Annotated in this window: 20 protein-coding genes; 9 read left to right on the plus strand and 11 right to left on the minus strand. The window is 68.3% G+C overall.

All coding sequences use genetic code 11. From position 1 onward, the window contains the following. Positions 1 to 109: 109 nt before the first annotated feature. Positions 110 to 2,383, plus strand: a complete 2,274-nt coding sequence (locus tag DPR14_RS24255; RefSeq protein WP_158047438.1) for a heavy metal translocating P-type ATPase — start codon at positions 110 to 112, stop codon at positions 2,381 to 2,383. A gap of 128 nt (positions 2,384 to 2,511) precedes the next feature. On the opposite strand, the gene cysE is transcribed toward DPR14_RS24255, so the two are convergent. Continuing rightward, on the minus strand, positions 2,512 to 3,294 hold the full coding sequence (gene cysE, locus DPR14_RS24260; RefSeq protein WP_158048331.1) for a serine O-acetyltransferase: 783 nt from the start codon (positions 3,292 to 3,294) through the stop codon (positions 2,512 to 2,514). A 234-nt stretch (positions 3,295 to 3,528) separates the two neighbouring features. Between cysE and DPR14_RS24265 the strand changes: the two genes are divergently transcribed. The 4 genes from DPR14_RS24265 to DPR14_RS24280 all read left to right on the plus strand — a co-directional run bounded on the left by DPR14_RS24265 (position 3,529) and on the right by DPR14_RS24280 (position 7,685). Beyond that, positions 3,529 to 4,194 carry a cation efflux transmembrane domain-containing protein gene (locus DPR14_RS24265; RefSeq protein ID WP_158047439.1) on the plus strand — a complete coding sequence of 222 codons (666 nt, stop codon included), beginning with the start codon at positions 3,529 to 3,531 and terminating at the stop codon, positions 4,192 to 4,194. Between the two features lie 113 nt (positions 4,195 to 4,307). Further along, positions 4,308 to 5,660, plus strand: a complete 1,353-nt coding sequence (locus tag DPR14_RS24270; protein WP_158047440.1) for an O-acetylhomoserine aminocarboxypropyltransferase/cysteine synthase family protein — start codon at positions 4,308 to 4,310, stop codon at positions 5,658 to 5,660. Positions 5,661 to 5,745: 85 nt separating this feature from the next. Further along, positions 5,746 to 6,456, plus strand: a complete 711-nt coding sequence (locus tag DPR14_RS24275) for a hypothetical protein (protein ID WP_158047441.1) — start codon at positions 5,746 to 5,748, stop codon at positions 6,454 to 6,456. A gap of 162 nt (positions 6,457 to 6,618) precedes the next feature. Then, positions 6,619 to 7,685 (plus strand): IS630 family transposase gene (locus DPR14_RS24280; RefSeq protein WP_158044865.1). Its coding sequence is split into 2 segments (ribosomal slippage): positions 6,619 to 7,117 and positions 7,117 to 7,685, totalling 1,068 coding nucleotides; the frame shifts between segments, so codons are not numbered across the junction. A 23-nt stretch (positions 7,686 to 7,708) separates the two neighbouring features. On the opposite strand, the gene DPR14_RS24285 is transcribed toward DPR14_RS24280, so the two are convergent. From DPR14_RS24285 to DPR14_RS24300, 4 genes are read right to left on the minus strand one after another with little or no spacing between them, the layout of a single operon-like run. Continuing rightward, positions 7,709 to 8,584: a TauD/TfdA dioxygenase family protein gene (locus tag DPR14_RS24285; RefSeq protein ID WP_211103864.1), complete on the minus strand. Its 876-nt coding sequence runs from the start codon at positions 8,582 to 8,584 to the stop codon at positions 7,709 to 7,711. Further along, on the minus strand, positions 8,581 to 9,465 hold the full coding sequence (locus tag DPR14_RS24290) for an ABC transporter permease (protein WP_158047443.1): 885 nt from the start codon (positions 9,463 to 9,465) through the stop codon (positions 8,581 to 8,583). Before DPR14_RS24290 ends, DPR14_RS24285 begins: the two co-directional genes overlap by 4 nt. Further along, complete coding sequence (locus DPR14_RS24295; RefSeq protein ID WP_158047444.1) at positions 9,462 to 10,301, minus strand: ABC transporter ATP-binding protein; 840 nt, start codon at positions 10,299 to 10,301, stop codon at positions 9,462 to 9,464. Before DPR14_RS24295 ends, DPR14_RS24290 begins: the two co-directional genes overlap by 4 nt. A 44-nt stretch (positions 10,302 to 10,345) precedes the next feature. Continuing rightward, positions 10,346 to 11,386, minus strand: a complete 1,041-nt coding sequence (locus DPR14_RS24300; protein ID WP_158047445.1) for an ABC transporter substrate-binding protein — start codon at positions 11,384 to 11,386, stop codon at positions 10,346 to 10,348. 288 nt (positions 11,387 to 11,674) lie between these two features. Between DPR14_RS24300 and DPR14_RS24305 the strand changes: the two genes are divergently transcribed. Then, the gene (locus DPR14_RS24305) at positions 11,675 to 12,742 is read left to right on the plus strand and encodes an SDR family oxidoreductase (protein ID WP_158047446.1); all 1,068 of its coding nucleotides are present in this window, start codon (positions 11,675 to 11,677) and stop codon (positions 12,740 to 12,742) included. 27 nt (positions 12,743 to 12,769) lie between these two features. Here DPR14_RS24305 and DPR14_RS24310 read toward each other — a convergent pair whose 3' ends face one another. The 3 genes from DPR14_RS24310 to DPR14_RS24320 form a co-directional block, all read right to left on the minus strand. Then, the gene (locus DPR14_RS24310; protein ID WP_158047447.1) at positions 12,770 to 14,521 is read right to left on the minus strand and encodes an SLC13 family permease; all 1,752 of its coding nucleotides are present in this window, start codon (positions 14,519 to 14,521) and stop codon (positions 12,770 to 12,772) included. Positions 14,522 to 14,548: 27 nt separating this feature from the next. After that, entirely contained in the window at positions 14,549 to 14,998 is a 450-nt protein-coding gene (locus tag DPR14_RS24315) for an RrF2 family transcriptional regulator (RefSeq protein ID WP_158047448.1), read from the minus strand. A gap of 156 nt (positions 14,999 to 15,154) precedes the next feature. Next, a complete protein-coding gene (locus DPR14_RS24320) occupies positions 15,155 to 15,742 on the minus strand; it encodes a LysE family translocator (RefSeq protein WP_158047449.1) in 588 nt (195 codons plus the stop codon). A gap of 198 nt (positions 15,743 to 15,940) precedes the next feature. Here DPR14_RS24320 and DPR14_RS24325 point away from each other — a divergent pair, with 198 nt between their 5' ends. After that, on the plus strand, positions 15,941 to 16,462 hold the full coding sequence (locus DPR14_RS24325; protein ID WP_158047450.1) for a septal ring lytic transglycosylase RlpA family protein: 522 nt from the start codon (positions 15,941 to 15,943) through the stop codon (positions 16,460 to 16,462). Positions 16,463 to 16,487: 25 nt separating this feature from the next. Here DPR14_RS24325 and kce read toward each other — a convergent pair whose 3' ends face one another. Genes kce through DPR14_RS24340 form a run of 3 tightly spaced genes read right to left on the minus strand, consistent with a single transcriptional unit; the run spans position 16,488 to position 19,185 of the window. Beyond that, positions 16,488 to 17,420 carry a 3,5-dioxohexanoate:acetyl-CoA acetone transferase gene (kce, locus tag DPR14_RS24330; protein WP_158047451.1) on the minus strand — a complete coding sequence of 311 codons (933 nt, stop codon included), beginning with the start codon at positions 17,418 to 17,420 and terminating at the stop codon, positions 16,488 to 16,490. Positions 17,421 to 17,436: 16 nt separating this feature from the next. Beyond that, a complete protein-coding gene (locus DPR14_RS24335) occupies positions 17,437 to 18,387 on the minus strand; it encodes a 3-hydroxyacyl-CoA dehydrogenase (protein WP_158047452.1) in 951 nt (316 codons plus the stop codon). 21 nt (positions 18,388 to 18,408) lie between these two features. After that, on the minus strand, positions 18,409 to 19,185 hold the full coding sequence (locus DPR14_RS24340) for an SDR family oxidoreductase (RefSeq protein ID WP_158047453.1): 777 nt from the start codon (positions 19,183 to 19,185) through the stop codon (positions 18,409 to 18,411). A 136-nt stretch (positions 19,186 to 19,321) separates the two neighbouring features. Here DPR14_RS24340 and DPR14_RS24345 point away from each other — a divergent pair, with 136 nt between their 5' ends. Together DPR14_RS24345 and DPR14_RS24350 are read left to right on the plus strand one after the other, a co-directional pair. After that, positions 19,322 to 20,008, plus strand: coding sequence for a GntR family transcriptional regulator (locus DPR14_RS24345; RefSeq protein ID WP_158047454.1), 687 nt, complete (start codon positions 19,322 to 19,324; stop codon positions 20,006 to 20,008). A gap of 66 nt (positions 20,009 to 20,074) precedes the next feature. Further along, positions 20,075 to 20,422 (plus strand): ComEA family DNA-binding protein, encoded by a 348-nt coding sequence (locus DPR14_RS24350; RefSeq protein ID WP_192499146.1) that lies wholly within the window; start codon positions 20,075 to 20,077, stop codon positions 20,420 to 20,422. Positions 20,423 to 20,454: the final 32 nt, after the last annotated feature.

A 20,454-nucleotide genomic window follows, 5' to 3' on the forward strand; every position in this document is an offset into this window, starting at 1 on the left:
GCCGCATGCCGACGCACCATCGCGCCGCGGCCGCGGCAAATAGCCCTTGACCTTCCCACGACTGGAAGGCCCATCCATATGGGCTTACAGGAGATCCGAGAGGTCAGCCATGGCTTACGCCGCAATCCGAACCGACAATTCACCCGACGCCGGGCAGGCGGAATTCGACCTGTCGATCGAGGGCATGACCTGCGCCTCGTGCGTGGGCCGTGTCGAGAAGGCGCTGCGCCGCGTGCCGGGCGTCACCGAGGCGTCGGTCAACCTGGCGACCGAGCGGGCGCACGTGGTCGGCAGCGGCCTCGACGGAAATACCCTGGTGGCCGCGGTGGACCGTACCGGTTTCCGGGCCGCCCCGATCGTCGCCGAGGAGGCGGGCGCCGGCATGAGGGCGGCGGACGAGGCGCGCGGGCGGTCCAGGCACGACCTGACGCGGGTGCTGATCGCCTCGGCCCTGTCGCTCCCGCTGGTCGCCGGCATGGTCGGCGACCTGGCCGGGCTCGACGTGATGCCGCCGGGCTGGCTGCAGTTCGTGCTGGCGACTCCCGTGCAGTTCTGGCTGGGCTGGCGGTTCTACGTCGCGGCCTTCAAGGCGGTGCGCGCGGGCGCCGGCAACATGGACCTGCTGGTCGCCATCGGCACCTCGGCCGCCTGGGGGCTCAGCACCTATCTGCTGCTGGACGAGTATCTGGCCGCCCCGGACCCGGCGGGCCACGGCGGCCACGCGCCGCACCTCTATTACGAGGCGTCGGCCGTGCTGATCACCTTCATCCTGCTAGGCAAGTGGCTGGAGAGCCGGGCCAAGGGCCAGACCGCCGCGGCGATCCGGGCGCTGATGGACCTGCGGCCCGACACCGCCCGCGTGCGCCGCGACGGCGTCGAGCGGGAAGTGGCGGTCGAGCGGGTCCGGGTTGGCGACATCGTGGTGGTCCGCCCCGGCGAGCGCATCCCGGTGGACGGAAGGGTACGCGAGGGCGAAGGCTCGGTCGACGAAAGCATGCTGACCGGCGAGAGCCTGCCGGTGGAGAAGGCGCCGGGCTCGGCGGTCACGGGCGGGTCGATCAACGTGGACGGCATGCTGGCGGTGGAGACCACGGCCGTCGGATCGGAGACCATGCTCGCCCGCATCGTCCGCATGGTCGAGGGCGCCCAGGCGTCCAAGGCGCCGATCCAGCGGACGGTGGACCGGGTCAGCGCCGTCTTCGTGCCGGTCGTGCTGGTGATCGCCGCCGTGACCTTCGCCGCCTGGTGGGCGCTCGGCGGCGACCTGGAGGCGGCGATCCTGACCGCCGTGTCGGTGCTGGTGATCGCCTGCCCCTGCGCGCTCGGTCTCGCCACCCCGACGGCGATCATGGTCGGCACCGGGTCCGCCGCGCGTCACGGCATCCTGATCAAGGACGCCGAGGCGCTGGAACGGGCCCATGCTGTCACCGTCGTCGCCTTCGACAAGACCGGCACCCTGACCGAGGGCAAGCCGCGGGTGACCGACCTGGTTCCCGCGTCGGGCGTCGATCGCGGCGACGTGCTGCGGCTGGCGGCCTCGCTGCAGCAGGGCAGCGAGCATCCGCTGGCCCGCGCCGTGCGCGACTTGGCCGATGCCGAGAGTGCGGCGCCAGTGCCGGCGACCGGCTTCAAGGCGCTCGCCGGGCGCGGCGTCTCGGGCCGGGCCGAGGGCCGCTCCCTGCTGCTGGGCACCCGCCGGCTGCTGGCCGAGACCGGGATTGCGCCGGGATCGCTGGCGGAGGCGGCGGACGCCCTGGAAGCGTCGGGCCGCACGGTGTCCTGGCTGGCCGAGGCGGCGCCGGAATCCCGCGTCCTGGGGCTGGTCGCGTTCGGCGACACGGTCAAGGCGGGCGCCCGGGAGGCCGTCGCGGCGCTGCATGCCCAAGGGATCGAGGCCGTGATGGTCACCGGCGACAGCGCCGGCGCGGCCGGCGCCGTGGCGCGGGAACTGGGGATCGACCGGGTCTTCGCCGAGGTGCTGCCCGGCGACAAGGCCGACGTGGTGGCCCGGCTGAAGGCGGAGGGGAAGACCGTCGCCATGGTCGGCGACGGCATCAACGACGCGCCGGCCCTGGCCTCGGCCGATGTCGGGATCGCCATGGCGACCGGCACCGACGTCGCCATGCACACTGCCGGCGTCACGCTGATGCGCGGCGATCCCGCCCTGGTGGCGGGTTCCCTCGACGTGTCCCGACGGACCTACGCCAAGATCCAGCAGGGGCTGTTCTGGGCCTTCGCCTACAATGTCGTCGGCATCCCGCTGGCGGCGCTGGGCTATCTCAGCCCCATCCTCGCCGGCGGCGCCATGGCGCTCAGCTCCGTCAGCGTCGTCGCCAACGCGCTGACCCTGCGGGGCTGGACGCCGAAGCAGGACGGAAGATGACTATGGGTATTCTGGTAGGTCGGCTTCGGCCGCAGGCCGACGCCGACACCATGGCCGGCGCGTTGATGAGCGGTGTCGGCGTTCGCCCTGGCGGGCGAAGGCCGACCTACGCATTGCTCACCGGAGCGCTAGATGCTGTAGTCGGGTTCCGGAAGGCTCTGGTCCATCGCCAGGGCCGCCGCCGGGCCGCTGCACCAGCCGACGACCTTGGCCGGCACGCCGACCACCGTGGCGCACTCGGGAACTTCCTTCAGCACCACGCTGCCGGCGCCGACCTTGGCGCCCCGGCCGATCACGATGTTGCCCAGGATCTTGGCGCCGGCCGACAGCAGCACGCCGTCGCGCACCTTGGGGTGCCGGTCGCCGTGCTCCTTGCCGGTGCCGCCCAGGGTCACCTCCTGGAGGATCGAGACGTTGTTGCCGATCTCCGCCGTCTCGCCGACGACCAGGCCGGTGCCGTGGTCGATGAAGACGCCGCGCCCGACCGGAACCGCCGGGTGGATGTCGATCGCGAACACCTCGGACACGCGGCTCTGCAGGAAATGGGCGAGGCTGTGGCGATTGTGGGTCCACAGCCAGTGGCCGATCCGGTGCCACTGGAGCGCGTGGAAGCCCTTGAAGTAGAGGAACGGCGTCAGATAGCTGTCGGCGGCCGGGTCGCGCTCCAGAATCGCGATCAGGTCGGCGGCGCCGGCATCCACGATGTCCGGGTCTTCCGACAGGGCCTCGTGCGCCAGCCGCTCCAGCCGCTCGGCCGGCATGTTGCGATCGCCCAGCTTGTGGGCGAGCAGCGCCGCCAGCGCGCCGGCATAGTCGTCGTGGAACAGGACGGCGCCATGGATGAAGCCGCGCAGGATCTCCTCCTCCGAGGAGATGCGGACCGCGTCGGCACGCAGAAGGCCCCAGACCATGTCGCTGGCGCGCGGGGCGGGGCGGGAAGCCGCTTCATCCCCTGGCGCGGCGAATTCAGGTACTGCAAACTGTACTTCACTCATGGACCCGTTGCTCCCAAGCGCGGCGATATCATGACGGGACCGCGCCGCGACGGCCGACATAGGAACGGAAAATAAGGTCTTCCGATCCTGACGCAATGTCGATCGTCACAGCCGATGGAAAAGTCGTTATACTTAATAAAGAGGATTGCCATGGCTGCCGGTTGCTGCAACGGCGGATGCTCCTCCACCAAGCCTCCGGTGGACAAGACCTATCGCCGCGTCCTGTGGACGGCCCTGGCGATCAATGCCGGGATGTTCCTGACCGAGCTGGCGGCGAGCGCCGCGGCCGATTCGGTCTCGCTTCTCGCCGATTCGGTCGATTTCCTGGCCGACGCGGCGAACTACGCGATCTCGCTGCTGGTGCTCGGCATGGCGCTCCGGTGGCGCGCCCGCGCCGCCCTGCTGAAAGGCGTGTCGCTGGGAGCGGTCGGGCTGTGGGTGGCGCTCCAGACCGCCTGGAACGCCTTCAACCAGACCGTCCCCGAAGCCGGGATCATGGGGGCCATCGGCGCGCTGGCGCTGGCGGCCAACATCGCCTGCGCGCTGCTGCTCTATTTCCACCGGGAGGGCGACAGCAACCGCCGCTCCGTCTGGATCTGCTCGCGGAACGACGCCATCGCCAACCTCGCCGTGATGGCCGCGGCCCTGGGCGTGTTCGGCACCGGCACCGGCTGGCCCGACATCGCCGTGGCCGCCATCATGGCGACGCTGGCGGTCTGGGGCGCCTCGCAGATCATCCGCCACGCCCGGGAGGAGCTGGCCGGCATCGCCCCGGCCATCCCGGCAGTGAAAATACACAACGTTCTGGCGGAATAAGTTCAATTCACAAAGACGATACCCAGCCGGCCGGCGTTCCTGTAGCTTGGCGGCCATGACCCACCGGGGACACGGAACCCCGCGGGCAGGCCAGAAGAGAGGAACCGCAAGCCATGAGCGCCACCGGCAAGACCCCCGGCTCACCAAAGCCCGACTCACCAAACCCCGGCGCCCCGCACCCCGAGACCCTGGTGCTGCATGCCGGATACCGGTCCGATCCGGCGACCGGCGCCGTCGCCGTGCCGATCTACCAGACCACGTCGTACCAGTTCGAGCACACCGAGCACGCCGCCAACCTGTTCGCCCTGAAGGAACTGGGCAACATCTACACCCGGATCATGAATCCGACGACCGACGTGCTGGAGAAGCGCATCGCGGCCCTGGAAGGCGGAGTGGCGGCCTTGGCGGTCAGCTCGGGCCAGGCCGCCTCGGCCCTGGCGGTGCAGAACCTGGCCCGGGCGGGCGACAACATCGTCAGCTCCACCAACCTGTACGGCGGGACCTGGAACCTGTTCGCCAATACCCTGAAGCAGCAGGGCATAGAGGTCCGGTTCGTCGATCCGGCCGACCCGGAGAATTTCCGCCGCGCCACCGACGAGCGCACCCGCGCCTACTATGCCGAGACGCTGCCCAACCCCAAGCTGACCGTGTTCCCGATCCGCGAGGTGGCCGACATCGGCCGGCCGCTGGGCATACCGCTGATCGTGGACAATACCGCTGCCCCGATCCTGGCCCGTCCGTTCGACCACGGCGCCGCCATCATCGTCTATTCGACCACCAAGTATATCGGCGGCCACGGCACCTCGATCGGCGGCATGATCGTGGACAGCGGCGGTTTCGACTGGGCGGCCAACCCGGAACGCCAGCCGCTGCTGAACCAGCCGGACCCCAGCTACCACGGCGCCGTCTGGGTCGAGGCGGTCAAGGGGATCGGCCCCGTCGCCTACATCATCAAGGCGCGCACCACCCTGCTGCGCGACCTCGGCTGCGCGCTCAGCCCGTTCAACGCCTTCCAGATCCTCCAGGGGCTGGAGACGCTGCCGCTCCGAATCCGGGAGCACAGCCGGAACGCGGCCTCAGTCGCCGACTATCTTTCCAAGCATCCCGCCGTGACCAAGGTGATCTACCCCGGCCTCCAGCAGGGGGACGAGCGCAGGTGCGCCGACGCCTACCTCAAGGGCGGATACGGCGGCCTGGTCGGTTTCGAGCTGCAGGGCGGCCGCGAGGCGGGCCGGCACTTCATCGACAGCCTCAAGCTGCTCTACCACGTCGCCAACATCGGCGACGCGCGCAGCTTGGCGATCCACCCCGCCAGCACCACGCACTCGCAATTGTCCATCGAGGAGCAGTTCGCGACCGGCGTCAGCGAAGGCTATGTCCGCCTGTCCATCGGCATCGAGCATATCGACGACATCATCGCCGACCTGGACCAGGCCCTGGGCGTGGCGAGCGGTCAGCATCGTTGACTACGTAATCTCTATTGATTTGGTCGTGATTAGCATGGATGATGGTCGGAGTTGAGAACGGATTAACGACGGAGGAGGCATGCCGATGGATGCGACGATCATTCCCCTGACGTCGCGCCGGAGCAGTCAACCGGGCGCGGAACCTGACTTCAACCCCGACCGCCATCTGGCCCTGGAGCCGCCGGCCTGGTCGCTCGACCTGTCCTCCCGCGAGGTTGCGGGACGGCGGCACCGGCCTTCGATCACGGCCCCATTCCGGGTGCTCAGCCGGGAAGGCATCGCCACGGCGGCGCGGCGCGGCGCCTCCGCCAGGTTCCTGGCCGGTCTGGCGCGGCATCCCGCCGTCGCCGACGCGGTCGGCGGACTGATGGGAGTTCCCGTGGTTCCCGCCCCGGTCCCGACGGGCCAAACCTGCGACCTGATCCTCAGCCTGACCGACGACGGCGCCTGGCCGGCGGGCTTCGGCATGCTCCAGCTTCCCGGCACGGTATTGCGCCAGACCGGCCGGATGCCGTCCGCCCATGCCCGCCTGACCTTCATCACGGAAGACGCCGAGATCAGCCTCCGCGACCTGGAAGCGGGCCTCGGCGACGCGGAACGGGCGCGGGTCGCCTGGATGCGCCACAAGGCGCTGGTGTCACACCGCAAGCTGGGACGGCTGCTGGACAGCCCCGATGCCGGATGCGACCGGCGGACCCTGGCCCACGACCTGTGGGACGCCCTGTCCGACGCGGAGCAGGCGCTGGAATCGCTGTCGTCGGAGTCGGAAGGGCTCGATATCTTCTACGCCAACTGAAACCGGCCGGGGAAACCCCCGGCCGTCCGGATATCATACCGCATTCAGAAGATTCTGACTCTTGAAGAGGCTGGCTAGGGCTGGTGAAAGGTTGCTACCGGGGCTTGCAGGAGCAGGCAGTTTGTGATTCGGTTTCACTGCGGTGATTTACGGAGGAACAGGATGGTGGCTGTTGCGATCCGGCGAGACATTGCGGCGGGCGACTTGCGACGGCAGGTTCGCCTGGAGCGGGACGGTCGGGTTGCCAGTCGGCTCCTGGCGCTGGCGGCGGTGCTCGATGGCGTCAGCCGTGAGCAGGCCGCTCGCCTCGGCGGAATGGATCGGCAGACCCTGCGGGACTGGGTTCACCGCTTCAACGAAGCGGGTGTGGAAGGCCTACGCGACCGTACCCGACCCGGTCGGCCTTGCCTACTGGCCGAGGAGTTGCTCCCGGAGTTGGCAGCCTTGATCGCCGACGGTCCGCAGATTGAGCGCGATGGTGTGGTGGAGTATCGCCTGTCGCATATCCGCGAGCTGTCCCGGCGTCATTTCGGCGCTGACTACAGTCAGGGCGGCATGCACGCTGTGCTGCGTCGGATGGGCTTTTCCTGGCTGAAGCCCCGGCCGATCCACCCCAGGACCGACCTGGCTGCCCAGGAGGCGTTTAAAAAAACTTTGCCCAGACGGTGGCGAGCATCCAGGATCAGCATCCCAACGCCGAGCGGGTGGAGGTCTGGTTCCAGGACGAGGCCAGGGTTGGCCAAAAAGGCTCGCTGACCCATCTGTGGGCACCAACTGGCACGCGGCCGAGGGCGGTGCGTGACCATCGCTTCAAGTCCGCCTACATCTTCGGCGCGGTGTGCCCGGAGCGGGATACCGGTGTGGCCCTGGTGGTTAGCCGAGCCAGCACCGAGGCGATGAACCTCATGCTCACCGAAATCAGCCAGGCAGTCGGCGACACGGCGCACGCCGCCGTGCTGATCGACGGAGCCGGCTGGCACAGCGCAAACGATCTCATGGTGCCGACCAACATCACCCTCGTCCCGTTGCCGCCCTACAGCCCAGAGCTCAATGCCATCGAGCGTCTGTGGCAGGTCATGCGAGACACCCTGCTCTCACACCGCCTGTTCACCGATCTCAACCACATCATCGAGGTCTGCTGCACAACCTGGAATGCTCTCCTTAACCAGCCAGGACGGATCCGATCCACATGCGGCTATGCCTGGGCGGCTCCGGTCAAAATTTCCTGAACTTGGTATCAGGCTTCAAAACCTCAAGCCTTGTGCCGCGCCCGGATCTGGGTGCGGTGCATCAGGCGGCGGTACCGGTTGTCGAAGCTGTCGCGGCGGTGCATGGTGACCCGGTTGTCCCACATCACCAAGTCGCCCTTCCGCCAGGAATGCGCCCAGGTGAACTCGGGCTTGGCCACATGGGCCCACAGCTCGTCCAGCAGGGCCTCGCCCTCCTCGATCGGCAGCCCGACGACGAAGGCGTTCAGCCGGCGCCCCAGGTACAGCGCGCGGTCGCCGCTTTCCGGATGGGTGATCACCAGCGGATGGACGGTGCCGGGCGAGGTCGCCAGGTCGGTCGGCTTCTCGTAGCCGTAGCGGATGAAGCCGCCGCTGTTGGTCGTGCTGTCATGCTTCAGCGACAGGCCGTCGACCCGGGCGCGCAGGTCCTCGGGAAGCGACCGGTAGGCCAGCACCGTGTTCAGGAACCAGGTGTCGCCCCCGGCCGGCGGGACCTCCAGCGAATAGAGCACGCTGCCCAGCGGCGGGTCGGGCAGGAACGACATGTCGGTGTGCCAGGACGCCTCTCCGGCGCCCAGCGCCCCGATCGCGACTCCGTTCTCGACCACGTTGGAGATCACGTAGATCTCCTCGTAGCCGGGCACGAACTGCTTGCCGTTCTCGTTGGGCGGCGCCTTGTCCAGGGTGCCGAAGCGCCGGCTGAACGACAGCAGGGCGTCGTCGGACAGGTCCTGGTTCCGGAACACGATCACGCGGTGGTCGAGCAGCGCCTGGTTGACCCGCTCGTACTGGCGGTCGTCCAGGCCGCGGGACAGGTCGATGCCCCTGATCTCGGCGCCCAGCACGGGCGAGACCGGGACCACGTCGATGTCGTCGAGAAGCGTGGAGCTCGGGCTCATCGCTGCATTCCCCATTTTCTGACGGTATGGATTTCAAGGGTTCGGAAGACCACGCTTTCGACCAGCAGGCCGATGATGATCACCATCAGCAGCCCGGCGAAGACGCTCGGAATCTCCAACTGGTTGCGGTTCTCGTAGATGAACCAGCCGATGCCGCCGGCCCCGGAGCTGACGCCGAACACCAGCTCGGCGGCGATCAGGGTGCGCCAGGCGAAGGCCCAGCCGATCTTCAGTCCGGTCAGGATCGACGGCAGCGCCGCCGGCACCAGGATCAGCGCGACGTAGCGCAGGCCCTTCAGGCCATAGTTCTGCCCGGCCATGCGCAGGGTCTCGCTGACGCCCATGAAGCCGGAATGGGTGTTGAGCGCCATCGGCCACAGCACGGCGTGGACCAGCACGAAGGTCAGGCTGCCCTCTCCCAGGCCGAACCACAGCAGCGCCAGCGGCAGCAGGGCGATCGCCGGCAGCGGGTTGAACATGGAGGTCAGCGTGCTCAGCAGGTCGTTGCCGAAGCGTGTGGTCACCGCCAGCATGGTCAGCACGGACGCCGCGGCGATGCCGGCGGCATAGCCCACCACCAGGACGCGCAACGAGGTCAGGCAGCGCTCGATCAGGGTCCCGTCCACCAGGCTGGTCCAGAGCGTCGCCAGCGTCTCCGACAGGGTCGGGAACATCAGCGGGTTCTGGGTCCAGACGGCATAGCCCTGCCACGCGGCGCCCAGCAGGACCAGGATGAAGACTCGCCGGGCCAGCGTGTTGCCGGTCACCCTTTCCCAGGCCGACAGCGGCCGGCTGATGTCGCCGATCACCCCGGCGTCGGTCACGCCGCGCTCGAACTCCGGCCGGACCGAGGGGACCAGGCGTTGCTGATGGGCGGTCATGGCCGGACCGCCCTGGTCACGGACGGGGCTCCCCGGGGCGATGCCGGCTGCCGCTCGGCGAACAGCATGGTATGGATGCGGTTCTCCAGCGCCGCGAAGCCCTCGCTCTTCTCGTGGCCGAAGGCGTGGGAGTTCAGCTCGGCCTTGACCTGTCCGGGATGGGGCGACAGCACCAGGATGCGGTTGCCGACGATGATCGCCTCCTCGATGGAGTGGGTGACGAACAGCACGGTGAACCGCACGTCGTCCCAGAGCTGCAGCAGTTCCTCCTGCATCCGGCGGCGGGTCAGCGCGTCCAGGGCGGCGAACGGCTCGTCCATCAGAAGGATTTCAGGCTCGGTCGCCATGGCGCGGGCGATGGCGACCCGCTGCTTCATGCCGCCCGACAGGGTGTGCGGGTAGGAATCCCGGAAACGGTCGAGCCCGACCTTCGCGATGTAGTCGCGCGCCCGTTCCTCCGCCTCGCGGGCCGGCACGCCGCGGGCGCGCAGCGGGAACAGCACGTTCTGAAAGACCGTCTTCCACGGCAGGAGCTGGTCGAACTCCTGGAAGACGACCATGCGGTCGGGGCCGGGGCCGCGGACCGGCGCGCCGTTCAGGCGGATGGTGCCCTCGACCGGCTTGATGAAGCCGGCTACGGCCTTCAGCAGGCTGCTCTTGCCGCAGCCGGACGGACCCAGCAGCACGAAGCGGTCGCCCCGGTGGACCTGGAAGTCGACCTGGTAGGTCGCGGTGACGAGACGCGACTCCGTCTTGTACTGGAGCGTCACGTTGTCGACGTCGAGAAGGACGCCGGGGTCGGCGTCCTGCGAGGCGAAGGGGAGAACCCGGCCCATAGCTTTCAATGTCTCCGTCTATCTCTCAGGGTCATGTCTCGGGTTCAGCTTCCCGAACGGTCGTGCAGGGCGGGGAAGAACAGCTCCTGCCAAGTCGCGGGCCTGTTCTTCAGGGTGCCGACGCGGGACATGAAATCGGTGTATTTCAGGATGTTCTGCGGCGTCGTGGAGTACTGGATCTCCGGATCGGTGATGATCCGCTGGACGAAGTCGGGCGACAGCTTGGAATTGTCGAGGCGGATATAGATCTCCGCCGCCCTGGCCGGGTTCTCCCGGATGAAGGTGCTCGCCTCGTCCATGGCCGCCAGGACCGCCTTGGCCGTCTTCGGATTGTCCTCGACGAAGCGGCCGGTGGCCCACAGCGCGCTGAAGGAACCGGGGCCGCCCAGCACGTCGTAGGAGCTGAGCACCCGGTGGACCTTGTCGCTCTCGAGCTGCTGGTATTGGAACGGAGGGCTGGTGAAACTGCCCGTCACCTCGGTCCGGCCCGAGAGCAGGGAGATCGTCGCCTCCGGATGACTCAGCGACACGGTCATGGTGTCGAGCTTGGCGTGCTGGCCCTCGCCGAACGCCTGCTCGGCCGCCATCTGGAGGATGATCGCCTGGTACGACAGCTTGACCGTCGGAACCGCGATCCGGTCCTTGGCCGTGAAGTCGGCGAGGGATTTCACATCCGGGCGGTTGGTATTCAGGTAGGCCGGCTGGGAATTCAACGTCGCCAGCGCCCGCACGCCGATGTTGCTGCGGGTCTTGTCCCACAGGATCAGGAACGGCGGGATGCCGGCCGCGGCCAGATCGGCGCTGCCGGACAGCAGCGCGTCGTTGACGGCGGAGGGGCTGCCCAGCGGCGTGTATGTCGCGGTCACGTCGCCGAGGCCGGCTTCCTTGGCGTGCCTCTCCACCAGCTTCAGGTCCTGCGCCACGTAGAGCTGGAGATATCCCAGGCCGAGCTGCCGGGCGAAACGGATGGTCGAGACCTCGGCCGACGCCTGGCTGGCGACCATGCACAGGGCTGCGGCGACGCCGACTGCGATCAACCCGCGTACCGACGTGCATCCCAATCCGAAAAGCCTGTTGATCGCCATTTCCCTGACTCCGCTCTATTGTACATTATGAACTGATTAAATTTTCCGGCTACTCAGCCGAAAATCCGCACAATCTTATGCTCAACCATATTTGTCACATTTGATAGCTGTCAAACTAATTCATCGCCGACACGACACAGCAGGTTTTCATAGTACAATCTTAGGGTTTTCCACAATCTTCTGAAGACAGCTCTGTCCCCGAAGGCGGCTTTCGCTCGTTCCCCATGGAGAGGCGCCCCTGCGGACAGCGGGCAGCGTCCTGAAGGACAATCAATCGGAGTGGATTCCATGTCGAAATCGGCGCTCATCGTCGGTGCCGGCGGCATCGTCGGCGGAAACCTGGCCGAAAGGCTTCTGGACCGGGGCTGGACCGTCCATGGGCTGGCGCGCCGGCCGTCGTTCCGCCGGCCGGAGATCAAGCCGGTCGCCGCCGACCTGTCGAAGCCGGAGGAGACCGCGGCGGCCCTCAAGGGCCTGGACGTCAGCCACGTCTTCATTGCCGCCTGGTCGCGCCAGGCGACGGAAGCCGAGAACTGCCGCGTCAACGGCGGAATGGTGCGCAACCTGCTGGACGCAGTCGGGTCCGCCCCCAGCCTGCAGCATGTCGCCCTGGTCACCGGGCTGAAGCACTATCTCGGGCCGTTCGAGGCCTATGGCGCCGGCGCCGTGCCGGAAACCCCGTTCCGCGAGGAGCAGGGGCGCCAGCCGGTCGAGAACTTCTACTATGCCCAGGAGGACGAGCTGTTCGCCGCATCGGCGCGGCAGGGTTTCACCTGGAGCGTCCACCGGCCGCACACCATCATCGGCTATGCGGTCGGCAACGCCATGAACATGGGCGTGACGCTGGCGGTCTACGCCACCCTCTGCCGCGAAGCCGGCCTGCCCTTCGCGTTCCCCGGTTCGCCGACGCAGTGGAGCGGCCTGACCGACATCACCGACGCGCGCCTGCTCGCCCGCCACCTGGAATGGGCCGCCACCTCGGAGGCCGGCCGCAACGAAGACTTCAACGTGGTCAACGGCGACGTCTTCCGCTGGAACTGGCTGTGGCCGCGCCTCGCGGCCCGTTTCGGAATCGAAGCGGCACCCTACCAGGGCAGCGCCCGGCCGCTCGAGCAGGCGATGGCGGACGCCGGCCCGATCTGGAGCGGGATCGCCCGGCGCCACGGGCTGGCCGAAGGCGACCTGACCCGGCTGGCGTCGTGGTGGCATACCGATGCCGACCTGGGCCGGCCGATAGAAGTGGTCACCGACATGACCAAGAGCCGCAAGGCCGGCTTCCTGGACTACCAGAGCACGCCGGACAGCTTTTTCGACCTGTTCGCACGGCTGAAGGAGGAAAGGATCGTTCCGGGCTGATTGGCCTCCGGGTACAGGGCGCCGCCGTCAGAACGGCCAGACGCGGGGGATGATCAGCAGGGACAGTCCGACGACGATCAAGTCCAGCGGCAGTCCCACGCGCCAGAAGTCGCCGAACCGGTAGCCGCCCGGCCCCAGGATGATCGAGTTGTTGTGGTGCCCGAAGGGGGTCAGGAAATCGCACGATGCGCCGATCGCCACCGCCATCAGGAAGGCGTCGGGCGACACGCCGAGCTGACGCGCGATGCTGATCACCACCGGGGCCATGATCACCACGGTCGCGGTGTTGTTCAGCACGGGCGTCACCACCATGGTGGCGATCAGGACCACCGCGAGCATGCCCATGGCGCCGGTCTGGGGCGCCAGCATGATCACGGCGTCGCCGATCCGGTCGGCGAGGCCCGTCGTCTGGACCGCCGTGCCGAGCGGGATCATGGCTCCCAGCAGCACGATCACCGGCCAGTCGACGCTCTCGTACAGCGTCGTCGGGCGGATGATGCGAGTGGCGAGCATCAGGATGACGGCGCAGGCGAAGGCCACCGCCGCCGAGGCGAGGTCGAAGGCGGCGACCGCCACCGCGGCGCCGAACACCGGCAAGGCCAGGAGAGTGCGCTGCGGCTCGAACTCCAGCTTGCGGTCGGCCAGCGGGACGCAGCCCAGTTCGGCCATGGCCTCGGCGACGGTGTCGCGGTCGCCGTCCAGCAGCAGGATGTCGCCGGCGCTCAGGCTGGCGTCGCGCAGCCGCCCCTCGAACCGGCGGCCCTGCCGGGATACCGCGACCAGGTTGACGCCCCAGCGCTCCCGCAGGTCCAGGGACAGGGCGCTGCTGCCCTGGATCAGGGCGTTGGGCGCCACTATCGCCTCGGTCAGGACCAGCTGCCGCCCGCCGCCCCCCTGAGCCACCAGGGCGAAGCCCTCCAGTTCGACCAGTTGCCGCAGGGTGGCGGTGTCGGTCTCCAGCAGCACCACGTCGCCGGACTGGAAGCTGACGGTTCCGGGCCGCGCGAATACCCGGCGGCGGTCGCGGATGATGCCGATCACGCTGGCGCCGCGCTCAGCCTCCAGATGCTCGACCTTGCGTCCGGCCCAGGGCGAGCCGGGCCGTACCAGGGCTTCGGTCACGTAGTCGCTGACCCGGAAACGGTCGATGTCGTCGCGCGCCACACCCCGGTCGCGGGGGATCAGCCGCCAGCCCACCAACGCCAGGTACGCCACCCCGGCGACGCCGACCGTCAATCCCACCGGCAGGAAATCGAACATCAGGAAGCGGGAGCCGGTGGCGTCGGCCCGGAAAGCCGAGATCAGCAGGTTGGGCGGCGTCCCGATCAGCGTGCTCATGCCGCCCAGCAGGGTCGCGAAGGACAGCGGCATCAGCAGCATGCCGGGCGGGTAGCCGTTCCGCCGGGCGGTGGACAGCGCGATCGGCATCAGCAGGGCCAGGGCCCCGACATTGTTCATGAAGGCCGACAGGCCGGCACCCAAGGCGCAGATCGCGGCTACGTGGCCGGCCGGGCCGCCGGCCAGCGCCGTGCAGCGGCGCGCCACCTCGTCCACCACGCCGGTCCGCCCCAGCGTGCGGGTGATCACGAGGACCATGGCGACGGTCACCACGGCCGGATTGCTGAAGCCGGCGAAGGCGGCCTCCGGCGGGATCAATCCGACCAGGACGCAGGTCATCAGGCTCGTCATGGCGACGATGTCGAAGCGCCAGCGGTCGAGGATGAACACCCCGAGCGTTGCCCCCAGCACCGCCAGGAGCACCGCCTGGTCCCATGTCATGATGGAGATTCCGCCGGGCCGGGCCGGCTACCCGGCGCTGCGCAGCAGTTCCCGGGCATCGCCGGCGCCCTGGAGCGCCCGGGCCAGGGTCATCCCGTCCAGGATTTCGGTCGTCGCGTCATGCACCTTGGCGAAGACCTTGCGGACGGCGCACCGCTCCTCGTCGACGCACTCCTCGCAGCGGCGATAGGCCATGCGGCTGAGACAGGGCAGCGGCGCCAGCGGGCCGTCGATGATGCGGACGATCTCGCCGAAGGAAATCCTGTCCGCCGGCTTCAGCAACGCATAGCCGCCGTTCTTGCCGCGCCAGCTCTGCACCACGCCCTGGTGCTTGAGGTCCAGCAGGATCTGTTCGAGAAAGCGCTTGGGCAGCCGCTGCCGCTCGGCGATGTCGCCGATCATCAGAGACTGGCCCTCGTCCAGTTCGGCGAGCACCAGCAAGGCCTGCAATGCGTACTTGGCTTTCTGGGACAGCAACTCCCGGTTCCCCTGGCTTCGGCTGGAATGCGGCCGCCGCGCGGGACGGCCTATTTTCATTATGGAATATAGTGCGGCGCATCCAACGCTGCAAATCGGAGGGATCAGCGGTTTCAGCCGATAAGATGCAGATGCGTCACGGTTTCGGGTGGATTCTCATCCAGCGAACGCCGAGCCCGAGATGATGACGGCGAACAGGCCCAGAACGCCGGCGCTCACCCGCTGCACCCAGCGCCTCCGGGAGGGGCCGGCCGCTCCGGCGGTCAGACAGGCGCCGATGGTGATCCAGCAGCCCGCGAGCAGGACGATCAGGCCGACCAGCCCCGTCAGATAGGGGACCGCAGCCGCGAACGCGCCGCTTGCCAGGTGCGGCACGACGGTGAAGGCGAGCACCAGCGCCTTGGGGTTCAGCAGGGTCGTGACGTACACCCGCGCGAAGGGGACGGGCTGTACCTCCACGCCGTCCAGCACCGCGTTCCAGTGGCGCCACGCCAGGTACGCGAGATAGGTGCCGCACAGGACGCGCAGCGCCGTATCGAAGAGCGGCCATGACTGCGTGGCGGGTCCCAGCACCGCCGCCAGCACGAGAATCGAGCAGAGATATCCCGCCGCCTCGGCGAGGATCAGGGGCAGCGAACGCCTGAAGCCGACCGTGGCGCCCGACGCGGCGAGCAGCGTGTTGGTCGGGCCGGGCGTGGCCAGCAGGCCGATAACCGCCAGGACGAAAGCGATCGGTTCCGTCATGCGCCATTCCTCTGCGACCGGGTGATTGTTCCCGCGGCGCACCATCCATGATTCCGGTTTTGCGGACCAGAGGAATCCGCATCCGGGAACGCGGAACGCCGACTACCCCCAAATCAAGTCGGAACCGCCGGTGAAGGACGATGTTTACCTGCCACCTCTTGTGAAAATACCACCTCTTGTGAAAAGGCAGAATTCGGCATGCGGACGACCGTGGTTTCGTTTTTCGTTGCTTTCGGGTTGATCGGGCCGCTGATCGGTACCGCCCCTGCCGTCGCCGAGGACGAGCCCGCGGCCGGGGATTCGGTCGTGATCGAAGGCGAAGCCTCGTTCTACGGCGGCAAGTTCAACGGCCGCAAGACCGCCAACGGCGAGACGTTCAACGAGAACAAGATGACCGCCGCCTCCAAGGAACTGCCGCTGGGTTCGACGGCGACGGTGACGCACGAGGAGAGCGGCAAGTCGGTCGACGTCAAGATCAACGACCGCGGCCCCTATGTGGACGGACGGGTGCTCGACCTGTCGAAAGGGGCGGCGAAGAAGCTGGACATGATCGACGACGGCACCGCGCCGGTCCGGATCGAGGCCGATCCGGACAAGCAGCCCAACGACAAGGTTCGCGAAAAGGTCGAGGACTTGGCCGAGAAGAAGAACGCCGCCGAGAAGAAGAACGCCGCCGGGGAAAAGGAAACCGGGGGCAAGGAAACCGCCAAGGCCGACTGATCGGCCGAGGCGGGTTCCCGCAGGGTCAGAACGCGACCTGGTCGCCGCCCTTGAGCGCCAGGATCTCGCGCGCCTCCGCGGCGGTCGCGACCTCCAGGCCCAACCCCTCCAGGATGCCCCTGACCCGGCGGACCTGGACGGCGTTGCTCTCGGCCAGCTTGCCGGGACCGTCCCACAGGCTGTCCTCCAGCCCGACCCGGACATTGGCGCCCATGGCGGCGGCCATGGCGGCGATCGGCATCTGGTTGCGCCCGGCCCCCAGGACCGACCAGCGGTAATCGTCGCCGAACAGCCGGTCCGCCGTCCGTTTCATGTGAAGCACGTCCTCGGGATGCGGGCCTATGCCGCCGAGCAGGCCGAACACGGTCTGGACGAACAGCGGCCCCTTGACCAGCCCCCGGTCGCGGAAATGGGCGAGGTTGTAGAGGTGCGAGACGTCGTAGCACTCGAACTCGAACCGGGTGCCGTTCTCGGTGCAGGTCTTCAGGACATACTCGATGTCGCTGAAGGTGTTCTTGAACACCAGGTCGCGGCTGTTCTCCAGGTGCTGCCGCTCCCACTCGAACTTGAAATCCTTGAAGCGGTTCAGCATCGGGTACAGGCCGAAATTCATCGAGCCCATGTTGAGCGACGCCACCTCCGGGTGGAGCGTCGCCGCCGGGCGGACCCGCTCCTCCACCGTCATGTAGGGGGCGCCGCCGGTGGTCAGGTTGATCACGCAGTCGGTCCGCTGCTTGATCACCTTCAGGAAGGGCTGGAACGCCTCCGGACTCTGGTCCGGCTTGCCGGTCTCCGGGTTGCGGGCATGCAGGTGGACGATCGCTGCACCGGCCTCCGCGGCACCGATCGCGGCGTCGGCGATCTCCTCCGGCGTGACCGGCAGGTGCGGCGACATGGACGGGGTATGGATCGCACCGGTGACGGCGCAGGTGATGATGACCTTGCGGGACTGTGCCATGTCTGTCGTTTCCTCCTCAGTTTCCGAAGTCCGATGCGGCCTTGCGCTTGTGCCGGCTCAGCGCCATCAGGCGCCGGTCGCGCCAGCGCTGGCGATCGCCCAGCTTCTCCTGCGGGACGCGCTCGCGGCGCTGGCGCTCGACCGTGTCGAGCACCTCGCCGGTCCAGTCGGCGCGGCGCTGCATCGATTTGTAGAGCCGCTCGTACAGCCCGCCGTAGCGGGAGACGTAGTCGCGGACGCCGCCGGGCGCGTTGAGGTCGATCGTCTCGAACGGGCCGATGAAGGACCAGCGCAGCGCCAGGCCTTCGCGCAATCCCACATCGACGTCCTCGACCGTGCAATAGCCGTCGGCGACCAGCCGGAACGCCTCCTCCAGCAGCGCGCCCTGGAGCCGGTTCATGACGAAGCCGTCCAGCTCGCGCGACATCACGATGGGCGACTGGCCGATCGCGTGCATGATCTCCTCGGCGCGCTTCATCGCCTCGGGCGTGGTCCAGGGGGCCGGAACCAGCTCGACCGCCGGGATCAGGTAGGGCGGATTGATCGGGTGCGCGACCAGGCAGCGGCCCCGCCCCTCCAGCGCCTCGGTGAAGGCCGACGGCACGATGCCGGAGGTCGAACTGGCGCAGACCGCCCCGGCGGGTGCCAGCGGATCGATCGACGCCCACACCTCGCGCTTGATCTCGACGATCTCGGGCGTGTTCTCCTGCACCCAGGAGGTGCCGTCGAGCGCCTCGGCCAAGGTTTTGGCGACGCCGACCCGCCCGCCGACCTCGGCCGCGGACTGGCCGTTCAGCAGGTCCTCGGACGCCAGGTCCTCCAGCAGGGCCAGGGTGGTGGCGCGGCTGGCCTCGGCCGCCCCGTCGGCCTGGTCCCACATCACCACGTCCCAGCCGGCGCGTGCGAAGGCGATGGCCCAGGAACGGCCGATCAGGCCGGACCCGACGATGGATGCCCGTTGGTTCATCAGCTTGTCCTCAGCTCTTGATCAGAGGTTTTCGACATTGCCGCAGACGCTGAGCGACTGGCCGGAAACGTTGCGCCCCGCCGGCGACACCAGGAAGACGACCGTGGCGGCGATGTCCTCTGCCGTCACCATCCGGCGCAGCGAGACCTTCTGAAGGTACTCGTGCTCCATCTCGCCATAGGTGACGCCCACCTGGTCCGCCCGCGCGCCGATCACCTTCTCGATCCGCGGGCCGGCGACGATGCCGGGCAGGATCGCGTTGACCGTGATGCCGGACGGCCCCAGCTCCTTGGCGAGGCTCTCGGTCAGTCCGATCACGCCCCATTTGGCGGCGGCGTAGGGCGTGCGGAAAGCGTATCCCAGCCGGCCCGCGACCGACGACATGTTGATGATGGCGCCGGAACCGCCCTGCTTCAGCATCGGCACGGCGCGCCGGGCGCACAGGAATTGGCCGGTCAGGTCGATGTCGATGCAGCGGCGCCAGTCCTGCGGGTCGATATCCTCGATCGCGGCGGTCGGCCCGGCGATGCCGGCATTGTTGACCAGCACGTCCAGTCCGCCCAGGCCGGTCCTGATCTCGTCGAACAGGCGGTCCACCGCGGCATCGTCCGACACGTCGGCGACCGTGGTCCCGACGTCCGGAAGGGCCTCGCGGCAGCGGGCCAGCGCCGCCTCGTCCACGTCGCAGACATGGACCTTGGCCCCGGCCTCGACCAGCGCGCGGGCGATCGCCAGTCCGATGCCCGAAGCGCCGGCGGTGACCAGCGCCCTCCTTCCGTTGGCGCGGAAGTCCGTCATGTTTTTCCCTCCCCAGGTTCGCGGCCGCGGGTGCGGCCACGTCGACGGTTGACCGTCCGGTTCTTTTGATCATAAATCAAAGATCATGGATCGAGGCAAGGCCCTTCGAGGCGCCGAGGAAAAGAAAGCAACACCGATGGCGGTCACGTCCAAGACCCTTCCCCTGCGCCCGGTGCTCCGGGAGACCGTCCAGGACCATGTCTACCGCCAGCTCAAGGACCTGATCCTGAACGGCGGGATCGAGCCGGGCCGGACGGTGACGATCCAGAGCCTGGCCGACGCCTTCGGCGTCAGCGCCATGCCGGTGCGCGAGGCGCTCCACCGCCTGGTCGCGGAGAAGGCGCTGACCGTCGTGGCCGGCCGCTCGGTCGGCATCCCGCCCCTGAGCGTCGAGCGGCTGGAGGATCTGAAGCGGGTCCGGATCGAGATCGAGGGTGTGGCCACCGAATGGGCGGCGCGATCGATCTCCGCCGCCGACCTGGAGCGGCTGGACGCCCTGATGGCCGAGATGGAGGCCGCCCATGGCGAGCGGGACGGCCGCCGCTACGTCCCGGCCAACCGGGAGTTCCATTTCACGATCTACCGGGCGGCCGGATCGGCCTCGATGCTGTCGATCATCGAGTCCCTGTGGCTGCGGATCGGCCCCTATTTCGACCTGCTGAACTCCGCCGGCAGCCTGGGGGCCTCCAACGCCGAGCACCGCGCGATCCGCGACGCGCTGCTGCGCGGCGACGGCCCCGCGGCCCGCGCGGCACTCAAGGCGGACATCGAGGGGGCGGCGAAGGCGCTGACCTGCATCCTTGAGGCGCAGGCGTCAGGCTGAATCCCCGCGCGGAACCCTGCCTGTCCCGACACCGTTGAAAGATGGGAAACATCAGGAGATCCGAGAGTGGAACTGGACAAGAAGACCGTCGCCGGAGCCGTCGCCGCAGTTGCGGTGGGGGCCATCGGTGCCGCCGTCGCCTACAACGCCTTTGCCGGCGACGAAGGAAACGCGGATGCCAGGCAGCCGAAGCAGTCCCGGCCCAAGGCCAGGCAGGCCGAGGCCGCGCCGACCGGGGCGATCGACATCAATCAGGCGCCCCCCAAACATCTGACGAGCCTGAAGCATATCGGGAAGGCGCGGGCCAAGCGCATCCTGGCGAACCGGCCCTTCAGGTCGGTGGACGAACTGGTCAGCCGCGGGCTGGTCCCGGAGGAGGTCCTGGCCCGGCACCGCGACCGGCTGACCGTGTGACACCAGGGCCGGGAAAATAGCGCTGGCCGGCG

This window comes from Skermanella pratensis (assembly GCF_008843145.1).
Taxonomy (GTDB): Bacteria; Pseudomonadota; Alphaproteobacteria; order Azospirillales; family Azospirillaceae; genus Skermanella; species Skermanella pratensis.

Bases quoted from the DNA above. Each gene is read 5' to 3' on its own strand.
- DPR14_RS24255 (WP_158047438.1), top strand. From the start codon at position 110: ATGGCTTACGCCGCAATCCGAACCGACAATTCACCCGACGCCGGGCAG.
- cysE (WP_158048331.1), bottom strand. From the start codon at position 3,294: ATGGTCTGGGGCCTTCTGCGTGCCGACGCGGTCCGCATCTCCTCGGAG.
- DPR14_RS24265 (WP_158047439.1), top strand. From the start codon at position 3,529: ATGGCTGCCGGTTGCTGCAACGGCGGATGCTCCTCCACCAAGCCTCCG.
- DPR14_RS24270 (WP_158047440.1), top strand. From the start codon at position 4,308: ATGAGCGCCACCGGCAAGACCCCCGGCTCACCAAAGCCCGACTCACCA.
- DPR14_RS24275 (WP_158047441.1), top strand. From the start codon at position 5,746: ATGGATGCGACGATCATTCCCCTGACGTCGCGCCGGAGCAGTCAACCG.
- DPR14_RS24285 (WP_211103864.1), bottom strand. From the start codon at position 8,584: ATGAGCCCGAGCTCCACGCTTCTCGACGACATCGACGTGGTCCCGGTC.
- DPR14_RS24290 (WP_158047443.1), bottom strand. From the start codon at position 9,465: ATGACCGCCCATCAGCAACGCCTGGTCCCCTCGGTCCGGCCGGAGTTC.
- DPR14_RS24295 (WP_158047444.1), bottom strand. From the start codon at position 10,301: ATGGGCCGGGTTCTCCCCTTCGCCTCGCAGGACGCCGACCCCGGCGTC.
- DPR14_RS24300 (WP_158047445.1), bottom strand. From the start codon at position 11,386: ATGGCGATCAACAGGCTTTTCGGATTGGGATGCACGTCGGTACGCGGG.
- DPR14_RS24305 (WP_158047446.1), top strand. From the start codon at position 11,675: ATGTCGAAATCGGCGCTCATCGTCGGTGCCGGCGGCATCGTCGGCGGA.
- DPR14_RS24310 (WP_158047447.1), bottom strand. From the start codon at position 14,521: ATGACATGGGACCAGGCGGTGCTCCTGGCGGTGCTGGGGGCAACGCTC.
- DPR14_RS24320 (WP_158047449.1), bottom strand. From the start codon at position 15,742: ATGACGGAACCGATCGCTTTCGTCCTGGCGGTTATCGGCCTGCTGGCC.
- DPR14_RS24325 (WP_158047450.1), top strand. From the start codon at position 15,941: ATGCGGACGACCGTGGTTTCGTTTTTCGTTGCTTTCGGGTTGATCGGG.
- kce (WP_158047451.1), bottom strand. From the start codon at position 17,420: ATGGCACAGTCCCGCAAGGTCATCATCACCTGCGCCGTCACCGGTGCG.
- DPR14_RS24335 (WP_158047452.1), bottom strand. From the start codon at position 18,387: ATGAACCAACGGGCATCCATCGTCGGGTCCGGCCTGATCGGCCGTTCC.
- DPR14_RS24340 (WP_158047453.1), bottom strand. From the start codon at position 19,185: ATGACGGACTTCCGCGCCAACGGAAGGAGGGCGCTGGTCACCGCCGGC.
- DPR14_RS24345 (WP_158047454.1), top strand. From the start codon at position 19,322: ATGGCGGTCACGTCCAAGACCCTTCCCCTGCGCCCGGTGCTCCGGGAG.